General features: G+C 65.6%; 19 protein-coding genes and 2 pseudogenes. 10 read left to right on the plus strand and 11 right to left on the minus strand.

The annotated features are described in order from the left end of the window. Nucleotides 1-194: pseudogene (locus tag A5652_RS27825) on the minus strand (haloacid dehalogenase type II); the annotation flags it as partial. Between the two features lie 54 nt (nucleotides 195-248). On the opposite strand from A5652_RS27825, the pseudogene A5652_RS21560 reads away from it, so the two are divergent. Continuing rightward, a pseudogene (locus A5652_RS21560) lies at nucleotides 249-701 on the plus strand (HAD-IA family hydrolase); the annotation flags it as partial. Nucleotides 702-789: 88 nt separating this feature from the next. Here A5652_RS21560 and A5652_RS21565 read toward each other — a convergent pair. Next, the gene (locus A5652_RS21565; protein ID WP_067356484.1) at nucleotides 790-1,509 is read right to left on the minus strand and encodes a CoA pyrophosphatase; all 720 of its coding nucleotides are present in this window, start codon (nucleotides 1,507-1,509) and stop codon (nucleotides 790-792) included. Between the two features lie 80 nt (nucleotides 1,510-1,589). On the opposite strand from A5652_RS21565, the gene A5652_RS21570 reads away from it, so the two are divergent. Together A5652_RS21570 and A5652_RS21575 are read left to right on the plus strand one after the other, a co-directional pair. After that, the gene (locus A5652_RS21570; RefSeq protein ID WP_067356438.1) at nucleotides 1,590-2,486 is read left to right on the plus strand and encodes a hypothetical protein; all 897 of its coding nucleotides are present in this window, start codon (nucleotides 1,590-1,592) and stop codon (nucleotides 2,484-2,486) included. Beyond that, the gene (locus A5652_RS21575) at nucleotides 2,483-2,749 is read left to right on the plus strand and encodes a YdeI/OmpD-associated family protein (RefSeq protein ID WP_067356442.1); all 267 of its coding nucleotides are present in this window, start codon (nucleotides 2,483-2,485) and stop codon (nucleotides 2,747-2,749) included. Before A5652_RS21570 ends, A5652_RS21575 begins: the two co-directional genes overlap by 4 nt. A 24-nt stretch (nucleotides 2,750-2,773) precedes the next feature. On the opposite strand, the gene A5652_RS21580 is transcribed toward A5652_RS21575, so the two are convergent. The 3 genes from A5652_RS21580 to A5652_RS21590 all read right to left on the minus strand — a co-directional run bounded on the left by A5652_RS21580 (nucleotide 2,774) and on the right by A5652_RS21590 (nucleotide 4,778). Next, nucleotides 2,774-3,127 (minus strand): VOC family protein, encoded by a 354-nt coding sequence (locus A5652_RS21580; RefSeq protein WP_067356446.1) that lies wholly within the window; start codon nucleotides 3,125-3,127, stop codon nucleotides 2,774-2,776. A gap of 106 nt (nucleotides 3,128-3,233) precedes the next feature. Then, on the minus strand, nucleotides 3,234-3,749 hold the full coding sequence (locus A5652_RS21585) for a hypothetical protein (protein ID WP_232001301.1): 516 nt from the start codon (nucleotides 3,747-3,749) through the stop codon (nucleotides 3,234-3,236). A 144-nt stretch (nucleotides 3,750-3,893) separates the two neighbouring features. Further along, the gene (locus A5652_RS21590; RefSeq protein WP_067356452.1) at nucleotides 3,894-4,778 is read right to left on the minus strand and encodes a cyclopropane mycolic acid synthase family methyltransferase; all 885 of its coding nucleotides are present in this window, start codon (nucleotides 4,776-4,778) and stop codon (nucleotides 3,894-3,896) included. Between the two features lie 331 nt (nucleotides 4,779-5,109). On the opposite strand from A5652_RS21590, the gene A5652_RS21595 reads away from it, so the two are divergent. The 3 genes from A5652_RS21595 (at nucleotide 5,110) to phoU (ending at nucleotide 8,077) form a co-directional block, all read left to right on the plus strand. Beyond that, on the plus strand, nucleotides 5,110-5,685 hold the full coding sequence (locus tag A5652_RS21595) for a hemerythrin domain-containing protein (protein ID WP_067356455.1): 576 nt from the start codon (nucleotides 5,110-5,112) through the stop codon (nucleotides 5,683-5,685). Nucleotides 5,686-5,989: 304 nt separating this feature from the next. Further along, complete coding sequence (locus A5652_RS21600) at nucleotides 5,990-7,321, plus strand: MFS transporter (RefSeq protein ID WP_067356458.1); 1,332 nt, start codon at nucleotides 5,990-5,992, stop codon at nucleotides 7,319-7,321. A 75-nt stretch (nucleotides 7,322-7,396) separates the two neighbouring features. Beyond that, nucleotides 7,397-8,077 (plus strand): phosphate signaling complex protein PhoU, encoded by a 681-nt coding sequence (phoU, locus tag A5652_RS21605; RefSeq protein ID WP_067356488.1) that lies wholly within the window; start codon nucleotides 7,397-7,399, stop codon nucleotides 8,075-8,077. Here the strand turns inward: phoU and A5652_RS21610 are convergent. Together A5652_RS21610 and A5652_RS21615 are read right to left on the minus strand one after the other, a co-directional pair. Continuing rightward, nucleotides 8,007-8,798, minus strand: a complete 792-nt coding sequence (locus A5652_RS21610) for a class I SAM-dependent methyltransferase (protein ID WP_067356461.1) — start codon at nucleotides 8,796-8,798, stop codon at nucleotides 8,007-8,009. The two genes, phoU and A5652_RS21610, sit on opposite strands and share 71 nt — an antisense overlap. 52 nt (nucleotides 8,799-8,850) lie before the next feature. After that, nucleotides 8,851-9,828 (minus strand): methylenetetrahydrofolate reductase, encoded by a 978-nt coding sequence (locus A5652_RS21615; RefSeq protein WP_067356464.1) that lies wholly within the window; start codon nucleotides 9,826-9,828, stop codon nucleotides 8,851-8,853. Nucleotides 9,829-9,980: 152 nt separating this feature from the next. Here A5652_RS21615 and A5652_RS21620 point away from each other — a divergent pair, with 152 nt between their 5' ends. Together A5652_RS21620 and A5652_RS21625 are read left to right on the plus strand one after the other, a co-directional pair. Further along, nucleotides 9,981-11,339 carry a wax ester/triacylglycerol synthase family O-acyltransferase gene (locus A5652_RS21620; RefSeq protein WP_067356468.1) on the plus strand — a complete coding sequence of 453 codons (1,359 nt, stop codon included), beginning with the start codon at nucleotides 9,981-9,983 and terminating at the stop codon, nucleotides 11,337-11,339. A 176-nt stretch (nucleotides 11,340-11,515) separates the two neighbouring features. Then, nucleotides 11,516-12,733 (plus strand): cytochrome P450, encoded by a 1,218-nt coding sequence (locus A5652_RS21625; protein WP_067356473.1) that lies wholly within the window; start codon nucleotides 11,516-11,518, stop codon nucleotides 12,731-12,733. A 20-nt stretch (nucleotides 12,734-12,753) separates the two neighbouring features. On the opposite strand, the gene A5652_RS21630 is transcribed toward A5652_RS21625, so the two are convergent. Beyond that, nucleotides 12,754-13,179, minus strand: coding sequence for an ATP-binding protein (locus A5652_RS21630; protein WP_197514049.1), 426 nt, complete (start codon nucleotides 13,177-13,179; stop codon nucleotides 12,754-12,756). A 153-nt stretch (nucleotides 13,180-13,332) separates the two neighbouring features. After that, nucleotides 13,333-14,256, minus strand: a complete 924-nt coding sequence (locus A5652_RS21635; protein ID WP_369805847.1) for a 2-hydroxyacid dehydrogenase — start codon at nucleotides 14,254-14,256, stop codon at nucleotides 13,333-13,335. A 157-nt stretch (nucleotides 14,257-14,413) separates the two neighbouring features. On the opposite strand from A5652_RS21635, the gene A5652_RS21640 reads away from it, so the two are divergent. Then, complete coding sequence (locus A5652_RS21640) at nucleotides 14,414-15,271, plus strand: LLM class F420-dependent oxidoreductase (protein WP_067356478.1); 858 nt, start codon at nucleotides 14,414-14,416, stop codon at nucleotides 15,269-15,271. A gap of 22 nt (nucleotides 15,272-15,293) precedes the next feature. Here the strand turns inward: A5652_RS21640 and A5652_RS21645 are convergent, their stop codons facing one another. Together A5652_RS21645 and A5652_RS21650 are read right to left on the minus strand one after the other, a co-directional pair. Next, a complete protein-coding gene (locus A5652_RS21645) occupies nucleotides 15,294-16,895 on the minus strand; it encodes a SulP family inorganic anion transporter (protein ID WP_369805846.1) in 1,602 nt (533 codons plus the stop codon). Nucleotides 16,896-17,151: 256 nt separating this feature from the next. Next, nucleotides 17,152-17,574, minus strand: a complete 423-nt coding sequence (locus tag A5652_RS21650) for a nitroreductase family deazaflavin-dependent oxidoreductase (protein ID WP_067356480.1) — start codon at nucleotides 17,572-17,574, stop codon at nucleotides 17,152-17,154. A gap of 228 nt (nucleotides 17,575-17,802) precedes the next feature. Between A5652_RS21650 and A5652_RS21655 the strand changes: the two genes are divergently transcribed. Further along, the coding region (locus A5652_RS21655) for a class I SAM-dependent methyltransferase (RefSeq protein WP_232001303.1) at nucleotides 17,803-18,499 on the plus strand (697 nt) is incomplete at its 3' end.

The following is an 18,499-nucleotide window of genomic DNA, read 5'->3' on the forward strand; positions in this document are numbered from 1 at the left end:
TTCATTGCGGTGATGCCGTCGACGCTGTCCGGCCAGGGCGGCAGCCAACGCCACGCCCGCGCTAGTGCCGCCACCTCGTCGCCGGGCAGCACTTCGACGGCGATGCCGAACTTCTCGAACGACGCAAGCAGGTTTTCTTTGTGCAGAACGTCCAGCGACACGAATTCGCGACGGCCCGAAAGAACTTCGGACATCGCTGGCAGGTACCTGCTACGCCATTCCAGCGCGAACTCCCCGGGATCGACGGTGAGGTGGCGGCACTAGCGCGGGCGTGGCGTTGGCTGCCGCCCTGGCCGGACAGCGTCGACGGCATCACCGCAATGAAGCGGCACGTCATTGTCGGGCCGCTGTCCAACGGCAACACCGGACTGCTGGTCGACATGGCGAAGTACGCCGGCCTGCCGTGGGACGTGGTGCTCGGTTCCGACGTCGGCAAAACCTACAAGCCCGATCCGCGTGCGTATCAAACGCCCGCGCGTCTGCTCGGTCTGGAGCCCGGGGAAGTGATGCTGGTGGCGGCACATCCCACCGACCTCGAGGCGGCCAAGAACAGCGGCCTGGCGACCGGTTTCGTTTCTCGGCCACAGGAATACGGGCCCGGCCGGGATCCATACCCCGAACCGACGGGCGCGTTCGATGTCTCGGGCACATCGCTGGTCGAATTGGCGAACGTGATGTTCGGTGCGCCGGGCCAGCGCTGAGGTCAGCGATACCGTCCGAACGCTTTGGGAGTGGGCGCAAGCACCGAGAAGCCTGCGGGCACCCCCGGCAGGACGCGCTGCGCGACAGCTACTTCCACGCGAATACCGGCTGTTCCAGCTCGTCGACCGGATCGGCGCGCCCTTCCAAACACAGCCACCGCAGCTGCAGCAGTACCGCGCCGGTCGGCGCGTGGATGAGATCATTCCCCAGCGGGATCTGCACGACCGGTCGCGGACTTTCCGGGATGCTGATGAACCGTGGCGAGTCGTCACGCTGGAGTTCGTGCAGCCCAACCCGGTAAACGGCGACAACCTCGTCGGGCGCGGGGCGCAGCTCCAGCCGGCCCCCTCCCCACACCACCACCGGGGTGATCACATACCCGGATCGGGTGGGGTAATCGTCGAGCAAACCCAGCACGGCCGAATCGGACAGCTCGACGCCGACCTCCTCGCGCAGTTCGCGCAACGCCGCGTCGACCGCCGTCTCGCCCGGATCGAGGCGGCCACCCGGCAATGCCCACTGCGCCGCATGCGAACTCAGACGAGATGCCCTGCGACACAGCAAAAAAGCCGCACCACCGGACACGTCGACCATGCGGCCGTCCAGATGTGCTGCGGGCATCGGACGTCCGTCGTTCCACTCGTCCACCGACACCGGATCGACCCGGTCCTCCCCCACCTCCGAATCGACCAGTACCACCGCGACCGCGGCGTGCCGCTTCGTCGGATCGGTGACCGCGCGGCGGTTGTGGCCGGCCAGGTTGTTCCGAATCCGCGCACGCAAGGGCTGGTCATAGGGGATGGTCACCACTCGAGCCTAAGCGGAGGCGCTTTTCCTGCCGCCGGTCCGTGCTTGGTCGTGGCCAGCGCCAGTGGTTAACTGCGAGCATGCGACGACAACCGGTGCTGGCCCGACGCTTTTTCGACCGCTACGAACCGGTGCACGCGGTGACCTACTTCGCACCGGAGGCGCGGACCGCATTGGACGCTCTGGGTTACCGCGGCTTCTGGATGGGCTATTTCGCCGCGCGCTCGGCGCCGATGGGTGTGGCGCCCCGGGAGGTGGTCGCCGCGATCTTCTACAACTTCGCGCCCGAACGGGTCGCGAAGGCACTGCCGGCGGCATGGGAGATCGCGGGTCCGCAGTCCGCGTTGCGGGCTCGGCAAGAGTCCGCGGTCGCGGCGCTACGCCGCTACGGCCTGGACTCAGACAACGAAAACGTCCGCGTTGCAGCCGAACTGGCGGGACGGGCGGCCCGCCGCGCGCCCCTCGATGCACGGCCGCTGTTCGCCGCGAATGTGGCGCTGCCCTGGCCGGACGATCCGCTGTCCGCCCTGTGGCACGCCACCACGCTGCTGCGGGAACAGCGTGGCGACGCGCACGTGGCGGTGCTGGCCGCGGCCGGCGTCTCCGGCCGCGAATCCAACGTCTTACACGCCGCGGCGGGCAATGTCTCTCGCGACTACATCGCCCGCACCCGTGATTACGACCAGACATCCTGGCGTCAACACGAACAAGCGCTCGCCGAGCGGGGGGTGCTCAACGACGACGGAACACTGACCGCCGCCGGACGGGAATTGAAGGACCACATCGAGTTGACGACCGACACGTTGGCCCTGTCCGCGCTCGACGCCCTCAGCGACGACGAGGTGGAGACGCTGTTCCAGGCGCTCACCCCGATCACCCGCGCCGTTGTCGCGGGGGGTGATGTTCCGGCTCTCACCCCAATGACTTTGCGCCGCGACGAACTACACGATGACAGCGCGCATCTGGCGGCCCAATGAGCGGCCAGCGAGTGCCCGGCGGTGTCGTGCACAAGTTGCCGGCCGACCTGCGCGAGTCGCTGATCGGCAACCCGACCGCGCTCGCCGCCTGGAGGGACATCACGCCGCTCGCCCGAAACGAGTTCATCTGTTGGGTCGAGGATGCCAAGCAGCGGGCCACTCGAGAGCGCCGCATCCGCAGGACCCAGGAGGAGTTGGAAGAGGGCAAGCGAAGGCCTTGCTGCTGGCCGGGATGCAAACACCGAGAGCGCACCGGAAAGTAAACGCGCACCTGCCTTCTCGGAGTCTTATTGGGCCAACGGCTGGTAGAACACCAAGCCGTTGCCCTTGTTGTCATACACCACCGCGCGCCGTTCATGGGCGTCGTCATGAGGGGCCGTCACGATGCCGCCGCCGCTGGTCTCGACAGCCTTCGCCGCGGCGTCCACGTCGGACGTCTTGATGCCGACCACGATCTGTCCGGGAATGGGATGGTCGACCGCGGTGGCCAGCGCCAGCGTGACGGGGCCGGCGTCGAGGGCCGCGAAATGCGCGCCGTCGCGAAACTTCAGTGGCATGCCCAGGGTCTCGCTGTAGAACCGGATCGACTCGTCCAGATCGTCGGTCGACAAGATGATCATCTTCGCTTCGTGCTCGCCCACGGCGCCTCCTGAGTCCGGATGGCTACCAGCCTAGGTCGGGTACATCCTCGCGGCGAGCGAAGTCCGCACAGATGACAGCGAGGGATCCGCGTTCCGAAGTTGAGGCTCAGGCGGCGTCGGATGGAAGCGGTTGGCCGTCAAGATAATCCATCGGCGGAGCCTCGCCATGCCCCGCACCCCGGTAGGCAACCGCGGTCGCCAGCGCCTTACCGCCCTCAATCGTCCCGACCACAACGACCTTGTCATTGACCGTGAATTGCGGTGCGGCGGTGATGGGTTGACGCGCATCGTGGGTGACAACTGTGGTGTCGGGGGTGAACCGGTAGGTCTGGATATGCCCGTCGGCGCCGCGCATGGTCACCGAGTCCGCCGACACGGCCACCACCGTCCCTTCCTGACTCACCGGCTGCGAGGTGGCCGGCGGTTCGAGATTGGCGGCAACGGCGCGCTTCTCGGGCTGAGCTCCGTTGAGCACCAACGCCATCACGCAGGCGGCACCCAGCAACGAAGCGGAGACGATTTCGCATACCGAGGCGGCGCCCGACAGCCCACGCCCACCACCAGCGCGGGTCGACATGGGCCTGTGCTCCGGTGAATCCGGCATGCGGTGTTTGGCACTCACGGTCAGTCCTTCCAGCGGCATGACACCGAATAACACCGGCGCGCACCGAATCAGGTTGTTGCCGTGGAATTACCCGCAGAATTGGACGGGTAAACCGCGCTCCGGCCAACCGGGGAGCCCGGTCGGTCGGCGGGGGAGTTGCCGTCAGCCCTTGGTCAGGGTGAACTGAGCGACGTCGGTATAGCCCTCACGGAACAGATCCGCGCATCCCGTCAGGTACTTCATGTACCGGTCGTAGACCTCTTGGGATTGGATCGCGATGGCCTCGTCCCGGTGCGCCTCGAGCGCGGCCGACCAGGTGTCGAGGGTGCGCGCGTAGTGCAGGCGCAGCGGCTGGATCAGCTTCACACCGAAGCCCGCGCGCTCGGCGTGCTCCACGACGCCCTTGGCCTGCGGCAGGTCTCCGCCCGGAAAGATCTCGTCCATGATGAACTTCATGAAGCGCAGCTTGGTCATGGTGATGGGCAGCCCGCGCTCGGCGAACTCCTCGTCGCTGGGCTTGATGATGGTGTGCAGCATCATGACGCCGTCGGCCGGTAGCGCCTCGTAGGCCTTCTTGAAGAATTCGTCGTAACGGTCGCGTCCGAAGTGCTCGAAGGCGCCGATCGACACGATCCGGTCGACCTTCTCGTCGAACTGCTCCCAGCCCTGCAGCAGCACCCGCTTGGACCGCTGCGAGGGATGGCTGTCAAGACGGCGCTGCACGTGCGCCTGCTGATTGCGGCTGAGCGTGAGGCCGACCACGTTGACGTCGTAGTTCTCGAGGCCGCGGACGATGGTGGTGCCCCACCCGCACCCGATGTCGAGCAAGGTCATACCGGGTTGCAGCCCAAGCTTGCCGAGGGAGAGGTCGACCTTGGCATACTGCGCCTCTTCCAGCGTCATATCGTCGCGCTCGAAATAGGCGCAGCTGTAGGTGCGCGTCGGGTCTAGGAAGAGCGCGAAGAACTCGTCGGACAGGTCATAGTGCGCTTGTACGTCCTCGAAATGCGGTTCCAAGCTGACGGCATCGCCGGGTTTTTCGGACAAGGCACAACCTCTGACTGATTCTTGATTTCGGGTGCGATCGAAGCTGATCGCCTGACTGACGCACCAGTGTATCCGCCCGGATGACCGCGCCCTCCCGGCGAGTTCCTGTTCAGCGCCATAGCGCCGGGGAAAGCGGCGACGACGGGGCTGCTGGCAGCGCACGGTCACCCGGCGACTTGCGCGAGCGTCAAACAGGTGAACCGACTGCGGCGCAGACCAACTCGAGCAGACGTCGTAAGCCAGGGTTGACGGATCCCGCGCCGGGTTGTTACCTCAGCTGGTAAACCGGGTAAGCCCGGCTGACCGGCGTTCCGAGAGGCGGGACTCTCCAATGGCAGACATCACCATGTTGATCCTTGCCGACCATGAGTGGTTTCGGGAACAGTTCGCGCAGCTGGACGAGCTGCAAGCCCGGCGCTCCGACGACCAGGTCGCCCTCAAAAGGGTGTGGCGCCCGCTCGCCGACAAACTGGACGTGCACGCCTACATCGAAGAGAAGATCTTTTATCCGCAGCTGCTCAAACGCGGCGGTGAGGACGCCGAAGGCGAGACTCTCGACGCGATCGGAGATCACAACGACATCCGCGACGGCGTGCGCGACGCCGACGCCGCGGCACTCGGCAGCCAAGAGTGGTGGGCAGCCGTCGGGCGGACCCGGGTGGCCAACGACGATCACATGGGCGAGGAGGAACGAGAGGGGCTGTCGGATTTTCGGCGCAACGCGCCTATCGGGCTTCGCGAAGCCCTCGGTCGTCAGTACAGCGAGTTCATGGCCGAGCACCCCACCACCGAGGGGCTGTCGATCACGGATCGTGACCCGCGGCGCTATGTCGAACAGTTCGAGGAGCCGACGCGGGCCAAACCCGCCGACTTCTCGCTGCGCATCGGAAGCCTGAAAGGCCGATAAGCCACCACCGGCCACGAGCTGACGTGACGCGAATTACCAATCTCGGCTCGCGCTTGCGTATTGATGTGGTCGAGGGCGGCGCCATCGACGCGGGCCCACCTGGCATATTCCAGATGCAATCGCATCCGCCCACAGCCTCGCCGCGTCCTCGCGGCGGCCTGCCGGTAACCCGTCGGTGCGCGTGATCACCGGACCCCGCGGGTTCGTCCCAAGAACGTTTCGGGTAAGCCATCAGTCGATGGAAAATTCACGCCGCCGCCGGAGGAAATGGGCGCGTAAAGACATCAGGGTCGCCGATCCGGCTATGCGCCAAACCATCATGGGCACGGCGATCGGCAACTTCATGGAGTGGTATGACTTCGGGGTCTACGGCTACATCGCCACCACGATCGCCCAGGTGTTTTATCCCGGCAAGAGCGTCAGCGGGGTTCACCTCATCGCGACCTTCGGGACGCTGGCGGCGGCATTCGTCGTGCGCCCGCTCGGTGGTTTCATTTTCGGTCCGCTGGGCGACCGGATCGGACGGCATCGGGTGCTGGTGGTGACCATCCTCATGATGACGGTGAGCACCACCATGACCGGCCTGCTGCCCACCTACAGCACCATCGGGATCTGGGCGCCGATCCTGCTCGTCGTCGCACGGATTTTTCAGGGCCTGTCGACCGGTGGCGAGTACGTCGGCGCGATGACCTATCTCGTCGAGCAGGCCCCGGACCACAAACGCGGCATGATGGTCGGCTTCTTGCCGATGGGCAACCTGGTCGGATTTGTTTTGGCCGGGTTGCTGGTGACCGGTTTGCAGACCTGGCTGCCGGACGACGCCATGCTGACGTACGGCTGGCGGATTCCGCTGTTGTTGGGCTTTCCCTTCGGCTTGGTCGCCCTGTATTTGCGGCTTCGGCTCAAGGAGTCCTCCGCCTACCAGAGCGCGAACGACGCCGGGCCGACGCCCGCCGGCCAAGGCGGGCAGCAGATCCTGCGCACGGTGGCGGCCCAGTGGCGCCCGATGCTGATTTGCGCGGCGCTGGTGCTGACCTCCCAGGTCGCCGATTTCATGCTCACCGGATACCTGCCGACCTACTTCAGACTCTTCGTCCGTGTCGGGCACACCGCAGGACTGGTCATGATCGTGTCGACGCTGGCGATCCTGATGGTCACCGTGGTGCTCGTCGCCGGCTTGTCCGACCGCATAGGGGTCAAACCCATCATGTGGACGGGTTGCGGGTTGCTGATCGCGGCCTCCGTCCCGGCTTTCCTGCTCATCCGCTTCGGTGGGTGGTACCCGGTGATCTTCATCGGGGTGCTGTTGATCGGCCTGATGGAACTGTGCTTCGACAGCACCGGACCGGCGATGCTGCCGGCATTGTTTCCCACCAACGTGCGCTACGGGGCGCTGGCGATTTCGTACAACATCTCGATTTCACTCGTCGGCGGCATCACACCGCTGATCGCCCAGGCGCTGGTATCCGGCACCGGCAACGTGATGGTGCCGGCCTACATGCTGATCTTCGCTGGTGTGGTGGGAGCCATCACGTTGCTGTTCACTCCTGAGGTCGCCCGCAAGCCGTTGCCGGGCTCCGGGCCTGCCGTCGAAACCGAGCGGGAGGCCCGCGCGCTCGCCGAGGGAATCCGCTAGCGGGCATTCCGGGCAGGACTTCTGCCTTTCTGCGTTGGGAGGTTTATTTGGCGCTGACGGGCTAATCCCATGGAGGTGAGAACCGGTTTCCACCAGCAGCTGGACATGCTGACCGAACAGCTCGCCGATATGTGCGCGATGGCCGCCGAGGCGATTAAGCAGGCGAGCGAAGCGCTGCTAAAAAACGACCTGGCGACGGCCGAACACGTCATCGCCGGGCACCGGGACATCGTCGCTCTCGACGCTCACGTCGGGGAAACCGCATTCGCGTTGTTGGCGTTGCAGGCGCCGGTGGCCACGGACCTGCGCGCGGTCGTCAGCGCCCTCCGGATCGCGGCGGACGCGCGGCGGATGGTCGAGCTGGCCGTGCACATCGCCGAGATCGCCCGTCGCCGTCACCCCTATCCCGCCGTTTCCGTCGAGGTGCGGCCATACGTCGCCGCCATGGGCGAGGCGGCCGAGGCACTGGCCCACGGGGCACGGCAAGTGCTGGTGTCGCAAGACCCGCGCGGGGCCGCCCAGATTCGCCACGACGACGACGCGATGGACGAGCTGCACCACCAGCTGCTGGCGGAGCTGATGAATCCCGCCTGGACGCGAGGAGTCGCCGCCGCCGTGGACGCCACCCTGCTGGGCCGCTTCTACGAACGCTTCGCCGACCATGCGGTCGAGATCGCCCGGCGGGTCATCTTCCAGGCCACAGGCGCGAGCCGGGCCGCTCCGGCTCGTGGCCCAGCACCAACAACTCGCCGGTGAGGGTTCCGTCCTCGAGCAGCCGCCCAATCCTCGAGCTCTGACGTTCCGCCAGCTGCCAGGCTTCGGTGTGTCCGTGCCGGTCGCCGAGGACGCGCTCCACGGTGTCCACGCGCTCGTTCCACGTGCGGTCGATCGGCGGCAGGGCCGCCGTGCCGAGCCACTGCTCGACACGGAGTGAGGCTGCGGAAAGTAGCTCGCGCAATCGGTTTGGGGTCGGAAAATGATTGCCTTCCAGAGTGTTTGACGGTATTTCCCGGCGCGCGACGAAAACCAGCAAGCCGATGCGCCCACCCGGCCGTACGACGCGGCGCAACTCCGTGAGCAACGCGAGTTGATCCGGCGTCGTGCACAACACGCCCAACGACCAGGCGGCGTCGAAACTCGCGTCCCGCATCGGCAGGGCCGATCCCAGCGCGCACACCGCCGGAAAGCCGAACAGTTTCCGCGCCGCGCGGCAGGCGCCCGTTTCTGGTTCGACGAGCACGGGCCGCAGCGCGCCGTATTGGGCGGCGTATGCGGCGGGTCCCCCGACCCCCGCGCCGGAATCCAACAGCGTGGCACCAGGCGCCAACTCCATCCGCTCGACGAGCCAGTCAAGCGCGGCCGGACTCCCGCTTCCCCGGCAGCCGGCAGGGAGGTAATAGTCCGGGCCGAGTTCCGCCGCGACCTGCGCGGTCCATTCGGCGACGGTGTCGAACTCGGCCTCCATCGCGTCCGTCATGGGCGCCGCTCCTCCCCATCGCTGCATCCCATTGCATCGCCGGCGGGGCGGGTCATGGCGTTTCCGCCCGGATCAGACGACCGACCTCTGCCTTGATCTCGGCGCCCACGCGAGGGCCCGACGCCGACGCCAGCCCCGAGACGTTGACACCCTCGATGCCCTCGATCGACAACAGCGCCCGAGCCTCGTTCACCGCCGCCTCGATCCCTGCGGCCACCGGATCGGGCGCACTCAAAACCAGTTGCGTCACAGCGGGGTCAAGCTCCAGTCCGGGCAAGCCCTCCAGCACCGCCGCCGAGATGCTGTCAGTGAAGACCGCTACCGCCGCGATCACCGGGATGGTCAAGCCGGCTGATCGGGCTGTCGTCATGAAGTCGGCGACCATGTCCGGAAAGGGCACATGGTTCAGGACCGCCAGGCTCGCTCCGGCTCGCTGCTTCTCGACCAACCGAGCCGGTCGACGGTGCACGGGTGGGGCGGTGGGCGTCTCGGGTGCCGCTGCGGCAATGCCGACCGAGGCGGCCAGCGAGACCAGGCGGGGCCCGTCGAGGTCGAAGGTCTGCGTGACGTCTGGGCGCACGTCGTATCCGCGTCCGTCACCGGTCACGCACAACACCGTTTCGACATCGATGCTGAGCAATCCCCTCAACTCCTGTTCGAGGACCACGCGGTTGCGGTCCCGGCACGACAACGTGATCCACGGCGTCACACCCACGTCGAGCAGCAGCGACGCCATGAGTGTCGGTGGAAAGTCCGGCTTGTTCTGATGCTCGCCGACCAGGACGGCGTCGCACCCGGGCGCCAGAATGGCCGCGGTCGCGGCGATGTCGTCGGGATTGAATGGGGTGGCACTGAAGTCGGTGAGCACCCGCGGCGCGCTCGCTAAACGGGGGATGGGGCGCAGACCCGACCAAGGCACCACGTCGTCGAACACACACGGGCCCGGGCGCATCTCGCACTGTCCGTCCGGCCGCACCCCGCCGCACGGCCCGAACTCCATCCGCTTGGGACAACCCGAATCCGCCGGCATCGTCACCCCCTTGAGCGTCAGTACCCAAACGATCGCGCACGCAAGCCCCCGCGAGTCCGGACCCTCATTGGGGATTAGCGGATGCTTCCTGTGGCTAATACGAAAGGGGCGTGCGCCGGACGTGCGGCACAGCGGAGCGAATGGGAACGACTATGGAACCGATATCACCGATGGATGCGTTGTTCCTCATCGGCGAGTCGCGCGAACATCCGATGCACGTGGGTGCGCTGCAGCTCTTCGAGCCCCCGGAGGATGCGGGTCCCCATTTCGTGCGCGAGGCGTATCAGGCGATGCTCGAGTGCACCGACATACAGCCGTCGTTCCGTAAGCATCCCGCCTTCTTCGGCGGCATCACGAATGTGGCGTGGTCCCTCGACAAGCACGTCGAGCTCGACTACCACCTGCGCCGGTCCGCTCTGCCCGAGCCCGGACGGGTCCGGGACTTGCTCGAGTTGGCCTCCCGGCTGCACGGCAGCCTGCTCGACCGGCACCGTCCGATGTGGGAGGCGCACCTCGTCGAAGGGCTGCAGGACGGGCGGTATGCGGTCTATACGAAGTATCACCACTCCCTCATGGACGGCGTCTCGGCGCTACGCCTGATGCAGCGCGCCTTCACGTCGGATCCGCACGACGACCAGGTGCGCGTGCCGTGGAGCCTCGGTCCGCGCAAGCGCAGTGGGCACGGGCACCAGCCGTCCCTCTTTGACCGGGTCGGCCGCACCGCGGGGTCGGCGCTCGCCTTGGCGCCCTCCACGCTCAAGCTCGCGCGCGCGGCGCTGCTCGAACAGCAGCTGACCCTGCCGTTTCGGGCGCCGCGCTCCATGTTCAACGTGCGGATCGGCGGCGCCCGGCGGGTTGCGGCCCAGTCCTACTCGTTGGAGCGCATCAAGGCGGTCAAGTCGGCCACCGGTGTGACGATCAACGACGTCGTGCTCGCGATGTCCGCCGGGGCCCTGCGCGCCTATCTCATCGATCAGAACGCCCTCCCGGACGCGCCCCTGACCGCCATGGTCCCCGTCAACTTGCGCAAGGACGACGACGATCGCGGCGGGAACAACGTCGGAACCTTCCTGTGCAATCTCGCAACCGACCTCGACGACCCGGCCAAGCGGCTCGAGACGATCAGCGCGTCCATCCGCGAGACCAAAGAGGTGTTCTGGCAGCTCCCTCCGCTTCAGCAGTTGGCACTGTCCGCCTTCAACATCGGGGGGTTGTTCTTCGGTCTGATCCCCGGCTACCTGTCCGCGGCCTCACCGCCGTTCAACATCGTCATTTCGAACGTATCGACCGGTAACCGCGACCAATTGTATTGGCGCGGAGCGCGATTGGATGGGAACTATCCCTTGTCGATCCCGCTCGACGGCCAGGCGGTCAACATCACCGTCACGAACAACGCGGACAACCTCGACTTCGGTCTGGTCGGGTGCCGCCGCAGCGTCCCTCACCTGCAGCGGATGCTCGGCCACCTCGAGGCGGCCCTGAAGGATCTGGAACTCATCGCAGGCATCTGAGATGCGTTGCATCGCTTGCCGTGCCACGTGATGGTGAGGCCCCGCCAGGCGTGGCCGGCCACCGCACACGAGCATTCGGCGTGCAATCCGCCAACCAGTTGAAACCTTTTGTGGGGAATACCACAGCTCCTACTGTAGGGTCCACGGTAACTGACCGCATGGCGGAGGGGTGAACCGTGCCAGGCACCGCCGAGACGCGCAACCAGCTGCGGCCCGACGTTGATCTGACCGACGGTGCCTTCTATGCGGGCGACTCGCGGCCGGTCTATCGGTGGATGCGCGAGAACGAACCGGTCTTTCGGGACCGCAACGGGCTGGCGGCCGCCGCGACCTACCAGGCGGTGATCGACGCCGAGCGTGCGCCGGAGTTGTTCTCCAACGCCGGCGGTATCCGGCCGGACCAGGATGCGCCGCCGATGATGATCGCGATGGATGACCCCACGCATCTGCTGCGGCGCAAGCTGGTCAACGCGGGCTTTACCCGCAAACGCGTCAAGGATAGGGAGCGCTCGATCGGCGAGCTGTGCGACGCGCTGATCGACAACGTCTGCGAACGGGGCGAGTGCGACTTCGTCTGGGACCTCGCCGCTCCGCTTCCCATGGCGGTGATCGGCGACATGCTCGGGGTGCTTCCAGAGGAGCGCCAAATGTTTCTTCGCTGGTCCGACGACATGGTGACGCTGCTCAGCAGTACGACCGCGCAGGAGGATTTTCAGGTCTCGGTGGACGCATTCGCCGCCTACACCGAGTACATGACGGGCATGATCGCGGCGCGCAAGGCACATCCGGCCGATGACCTGGTCAGCGTACTGGTGCGCGCGGAGGTGGACGGCGAGAAGCTGGCCGATCACGAAATCGTCACCGAGGTTTTGTTGCTATTGATCGGCGGCGACGAGACCACCCGGCACACGCTTTCCGGTGGCACCGCGCAGATTCTGCGCCACCCCCAACAGCACCAGCAGTTGGTTGACGACGTGGCGCTGCTACCAAACGCGATCGAGGAGATGCTGCGATGGACCGCCCCGGTCAAGAACATGGCCCGCACCATGACCGCCGACCTGGACTTTCACGGCGCACAACTCAAGCAGGGCGAGAAGATCATCCTGCTGTTCGAATCGGCGAACTTCGACGAGGCGGTGTTCGGCGATCCGGAGAGCTTCCGCATTGACCGCTACCCCAACAATCATTTGGCGTTCGGGTTCGGAACTCACTTCTGTCTCGGCAATCAGCTGGCGCGCCTGGAGCTGTCGATAATGCTCGAGCGGCTGCTGAAGCGTCTTCCCGATATGCGGCTGGCGTCCGATGAGCCGCTGCCGCTGCGACCCGCGAACTTCGTCAGCGGTCTGGAAAAGATGCCGGTCAAGTTCACGCCGTCGGCAAGGTCAGGCGTCTGATCTCGGTTGGACCGAGGGCTTCAACAGTGTTGGTTAGCGGCAAGTTTTGTGTCGGTCGCGTAATCCAGATAAACGCTGGTGCCATTGGGGCGGGCATGGATGGTGCAGTGATCGGCAAGGCCGTGCATCAGCATGATGCCGCGCGACGCGCGAGGGTCATTGGAGTGCCTGGACGAGGGCTTCCGCCAGCTTCCACGGTCACTGATGCAGACCCGAATCGACTCGGCGTCGGGGTCGTAGCTGGCCTGAAGTTTCATCGCACCGACCTGGTGATGCGAGCGATACGCGTGCTCAACACAATTCGCCAACGCCTCGTTGACGCCCAGCACGACGTCCTCACGAATTTCCTGCGGCGCGTGCACCTCTTGCTGCAGCCACCGTTGCAGCACACGACGCCACTCCGCCACCGTATCGGGGCGGGCTGGCCCGGCGAGCGTCAGCCGCACGGGCGTGGCAGTCTCCGGCTGTAGTGGACTCATAAGAGCGGCATACCCAGATGCGGTTGGAGCAATAACCTTCTGCGAGTATCGCTTCGGCCACAGATCAACAGTCATCCGGAATCACCAGGTCATGGCGACGAACGGCCTCAATGGCAGTTCCTAGCGGCGCGGCGATAAGACGGGTGTGACCAATTCGCCGGTGTCGAGGTAGCTGTCGAGATTTCGGATCGCCAGCAGCGCCATGGCCCGCCGGGTTCGCGCGGTGGCGCTGCCGACATGCGGGAGAAGCACCACGTTGTCCAGGTCGAACAACTCGGCCGGTACCCGCGGCTCGTCGGCGAAGACGTCCAGCCCCGCGCCCGCCAGTTGCCCGGCGGCCAGCAGTTCCACCAGCGCGTCCTCATCGACGATGCTGCCCCGCGCGATGTTGATCAAGTAACCCTCGGGGCCCAGAGCGTTCAGCACGGCCCGGTCGACCAGCTTGTGAGTGTTGCGCTCGCCCGTCGTGGCGATGACCAGCACGTCGACCGACTCTGCGAGTTCCACCGGCGACTCCGCGTAGTGGAATGGCGATCCCTCGATGCGGCGACGGTTGTGATAGGCGATGGCGCAGTCGAATCCGATGAGCCTGGTCGCGATCGCCGAACCGATCCGGCCCAAACCCAGAATGCCGACCTGCAGGCCGCTGACGTCTCTGGCATACGGGAACGCCCCTTCGCGAACCCATCGACCGGCGCGCACGTAGCGATCGGCGGCCCCGAAACGGCGCAGCGTCATCAAGATCAGGCCCACCGCCGTGTCGGCGACTGTGTCCGACAACACGTCGGGGGTGTTGCTCACGCCGATGCCGCGGCGCTTCGCCGCACCCAGATCGATCAGATCCACCCCCGCCCCGTTGTTGACAATCGCCGCCAGGTTGGGCAAAGCGGCGATGAGGGCGGCATCAGCGCCGGGGGATCCGGAGGTCACCAGCACGCGCACATCGGCGCCATGCTCGGCCAGGAACGCAGCTCGCGCGGTTCCGTCGGGAAGCTTCGGAATCGCGTAGCGCGCGGCCAACTCGTGTTCGAACGTCGGCTCCATCTCGCCGATCCGTAGCACCCCACTGACCTTCTTAGCCGTCACAACTACATCATGCTTGACGCCGGTTCTCGCCTCTGCCGGCCAGCGGGATACCCCGCCGGCCATCGTGGTTGATCCCGCGGGGAAGCAAACCCGATGCGCCGTGGTTGCAGAGCGAATGCGCATCGGAGTCGTCTTCCCGCAAACCGAGCTCGGCTCGGACCCCGCCGTCCTTCGCGCGTACGGTCAGCGCGTCGAGAAGCTGGGGTTTACCCACATCCTCGCCTATGACCACGTCGTCGGCGCCGACCGGACGGTGCATCACGGCTTTCAGGGCCCCTACGACATCGACTCGACGTTCCATGAGCCTTTCGTCATGTTCGGCTACCTGGCCGCGGTTACCTCACTGGAACTGGTCACCGGGGTCATCATCTTGCCGCAACGCCAATCTGTATTGGTGGCAAAGCAGGCCGCCGAGGTCGATGTGCTCACCGGGGGCCGCTTTCGACTCGGAATCGGATTGGGCTGGAACGCCGTTGAATACGAGGCGCTCGGAGAATCGTTCAGCAACCGCGGCAGACGCTCCGAAGAACAGGTCGAGGTCATGCGCAAGCTGTGGACCGAACGGTCGGTCACCTATACCGGCAAGTACCACACGGTGACCGCCGCGGGCCTGGCCCCGCTGCCCGCCCAGCGGCCGATACCCGTGTGGTTCGGTGCGGCCTCGGATCGCGCATACGAACGCGCCGGCCGGCTCGGCGACGGGTGGTTTCCCATGATGGGGCCCGACCCCGGCCTGGACTATGCGCTCCAGCAGGTGAACCGCGCGGCCGAGTCGGCTGGTCGTGACCCGAAGAGCATCGGGATGGAAGGCCGGGTCAGTTGGACCGAAGACCGCGCCGAACTCGCCGCCACCATCGCCGCATGGAAAGCCGCCGGTGCCAGCCATTTGTCGGTGAACACCATGAAGGCCGGCTTCGCGAATGTCGACCAGCACCTCGCCGCCTTGGAGCAGGTCGCCACCGACCTGACCTAGCGGCACCGACGCGATAGTCGGCCTATTTGCTCCCTGACGCCGATAACTCCTCGACCAGGCTCAGGTGCACGTTGCGGCGGTTTGCCTTCGGTGACTTCCTCTCGGGGCCAACGGATCCCATGAGCCCACTGGTCGCCAGGGTGTCGGCCGTGTCACGAACGTGCACCTGCCCACCGGTAGCGCAGTGCCGTCGTTGCCAGTCGCTGATCGCCTGGTGCGCTGCGTGATCGAGATAGTTCGTGAGCAGGTGGATGGTGACCGAAGTGCGTTCGGGAACGGACGCCAGGACGCCGGTCAGGCGTGGCAATGCCAGGAAGGTGCACGCCCCTTCGACAACGACGTGCCATCCGTCACCAACGGGTTTGGCCTCGATCCTGGCCCGCACCACCCGCCATCCAGTCACGGCGACGGCCAGCACGAGTCCGATCATCACACCGTGCAGCAGATTGAGGAAGACGACCCCGAGCACAGTCACCAGGTAGACAATGAGATCGCCGTTTCGCATGGCGGTTTCGATATGTGCGGGCTTCAGCAGCTCGATGCCGATCACGATGAGAAGGCCGGCAAGTGCCGCCGTGGGGATCTTTTCGACGAGTCCCGCGAACGGAACGGCGAAGAGCAGTATCCAAATACCATGCAGGATGGTCGAGGCGCGCGTTTTGGCGCCGGCATTCACGTTGGCCGCGCTGCGAACGATGACACCCGCGATGGGAAGCCCACCGATCGCGCCCGACGCGATATTCGCCGCACCTTGCCCAATCAGCTCGCGGTTAAAGTCGGTTCGGGCGCCGGTGTGCATGCGATCGATCGATACCGCGGTCAGTAGGCTCTGCACGCTCGTGATAAGGGTGACGGTGATGACGGCGACGGCGACGGCCCCCCAGTTCCCGTGCGGCACCGCCGGAAGGCGCAGCGCCTCCAGGACGGAGCCATCCAGGACTATCCGCGATACGTTGAACGGAAAAACCACCGAGATAGCGGTGACCACGACGATCGCGACGAGTGGGCCGGGAATCTTGGCCACCCGGGCCGGAACCCAGCGCCAGGCAATGAGAATGGCGATCACCAGGAGGCCCAATACAAGTCCCGGCCGGTGGGCACCGAGAATCTGGGCGGGCAGGCCGATGACATTGCTCCAGGCCGAACTCTTCGAAGCGCCACCCAGCAATACGTGCACTTGCTGCAGGGCGATCGTGATTCCGATGCCCGCCAGCATGGCGTGCACCACAACGGGCGAGATCGCCAGGGCCACCCGCGCAATCCGGCTGAACCCCAACAGGACTTGCAGAATCCCCGCGATCACCGTGATGAAACACGTTATGGCCCAGCCAAACTGAGAGACCAGGTCGGCGACAACGACGGTCAGTCCCGCGGCCGGGCCGCTCACCTGGAGGGGTGAGCCGCCGATCCATCCCGCAACCACTCCGCCCACGATCGCCGCAATCAAACCGGCGAGAACCGGTGCGTCCGAAGCAATCGCGATGCCGAGCGATAATGGAAGCGCCACCAGGAAGACCACCAACGAGGCCGGCAGGTCGTACGGAAGCGTCTCGCGTATCCGGTCGATCCGGGATGGCCCTGCGCCCTCCAGAACCGGGTGAACTGGCTGTTCTACGTGTTGCACCGACCCTCCCCTGGGTTGGTCACTAGCGTCGGCGATTAGACATCCACCCGGTCACGGCAGGTAATAACTGCGTAAAGCCGCGCAGCACAGGCGGTTAGAACTACCACGAACGTCTTTGTTCGGCGGACATGCCTGGCCTACGCATTCGAAGGTATGCGGGGCGAGCGCAAAGGGTCAACCGGACGGACCGAGCGCATATCGAATGCAAATTTTTTTGGCACCCACCAGGGGCGGCAAGGCCCTATAACGGAAAGCGTTACTCCAGAACGAAAACCGGGATCTGACGTGCTGCCTTTTCCTTGTATTCCGCATACGGAGGAAATGCCTCAACAGCTCGCTGCCACCACTGCTCGCGCTCGGCACCGTCGAGCTCGCGAGCCGTTAATGTGATAATTCTGTCACCATCTTGCAGCGTCACCTCCGGATTCGCCTTCAGGTTGAAGTACCAGACCGGATGTTCCGGGGCGCCGCCATGCGATGCGACCACGACGTAGCGGCCGTCCTTCTCAACCCGCATCAACGGCACGTAGCGCTGTTTGCCGGACTTTGCCCCGGTGACGGTCAGCAGAACGATGGGCCTGTCGAAGACCTCGACTCCGTCGGTCGTGCCTCGACTCAGGATCTGCTCGGTTTGGTCGCGCACCCAGCCCCTGGGGCTCAATTCGATTTCGTCAGCCATACCCACAGCGAACACCCGGCCACCACTGCCGCATTCCCCGGGCCTGGCCTGCGCCGGCCGTCGCGCTCGAACCCCTGGCGCCTGAGCGCAGCAGTACAGTCCCGGGGTCGATTAGATCAGCTATCTAATTTGGGGTAGGTAGCGGATGAGGAAATGTGCGTTGCAAGTGGGCAAGAAGGTATATCAGCCTAATTGACATATATCATTTTCCTTGATATAACGGGTGGCATGACTCAACCGACTCAAGAGATGTTCGAATCCGCTTACCGGGGTGAGGCTCCCGAGATGGGCGACGGTAACCGGCCACCGTGGAGCATCGGTGAGCCACAGCCCGAGATCGCGGCCCTCATCGAGGACGGCAAGTTCCACGGCGACGTGCTCGACGCCGGTTGTGGCGAGGCGGCGGTGTCGCTGTACCTCGCCGAACGCGGCTTCACCACGGTCGGCCTGGACCAGTCACCCACCGCCATCGCGCTGGCAACCGAGAAAGCCGCGCGGCGAGGCCTGACCAGCGCCACCTTCGATGTCGCGGATATCAGCGCCTTCACCGGCTACGACGGCCGCTTCGGAACGATCGTCGACAGCACCCTTTTCCACTCGATGCCCGTCGAATTGCGCGAGGGCTATCAGCAGTCGATCGTGCGCGCCGCCGCGCCAGGGGCGTCGTACTTCGTGCTCGTCTTCGACCGCGCCGCGATGCCGGACGATGGCCCCGTCAATGCGGTCACCGAAACCGAGCTTCGCGATGTCGGCACCGGCGAAGGCCGCAAAGCCTGCGAGGAAGTTCTCGGGCACGTTGGCGTGGATGCGCGCCGGCCGGATCTCGTCGACCACCCAGTACTTCGAGACGACATCGCGATGCTCGGTTTCGGTGACCGCATTGACGGGGCCATCGTCCGGCATCGCGGCGCGGTCGAAGACGAGC

Source organism: Mycobacterium sp. 1165178.9 (genome assembly GCF_001673555.1).
Classification (GTDB): Bacteria; Actinomycetota; Actinomycetes; order Mycobacteriales; family Mycobacteriaceae; genus Mycobacterium.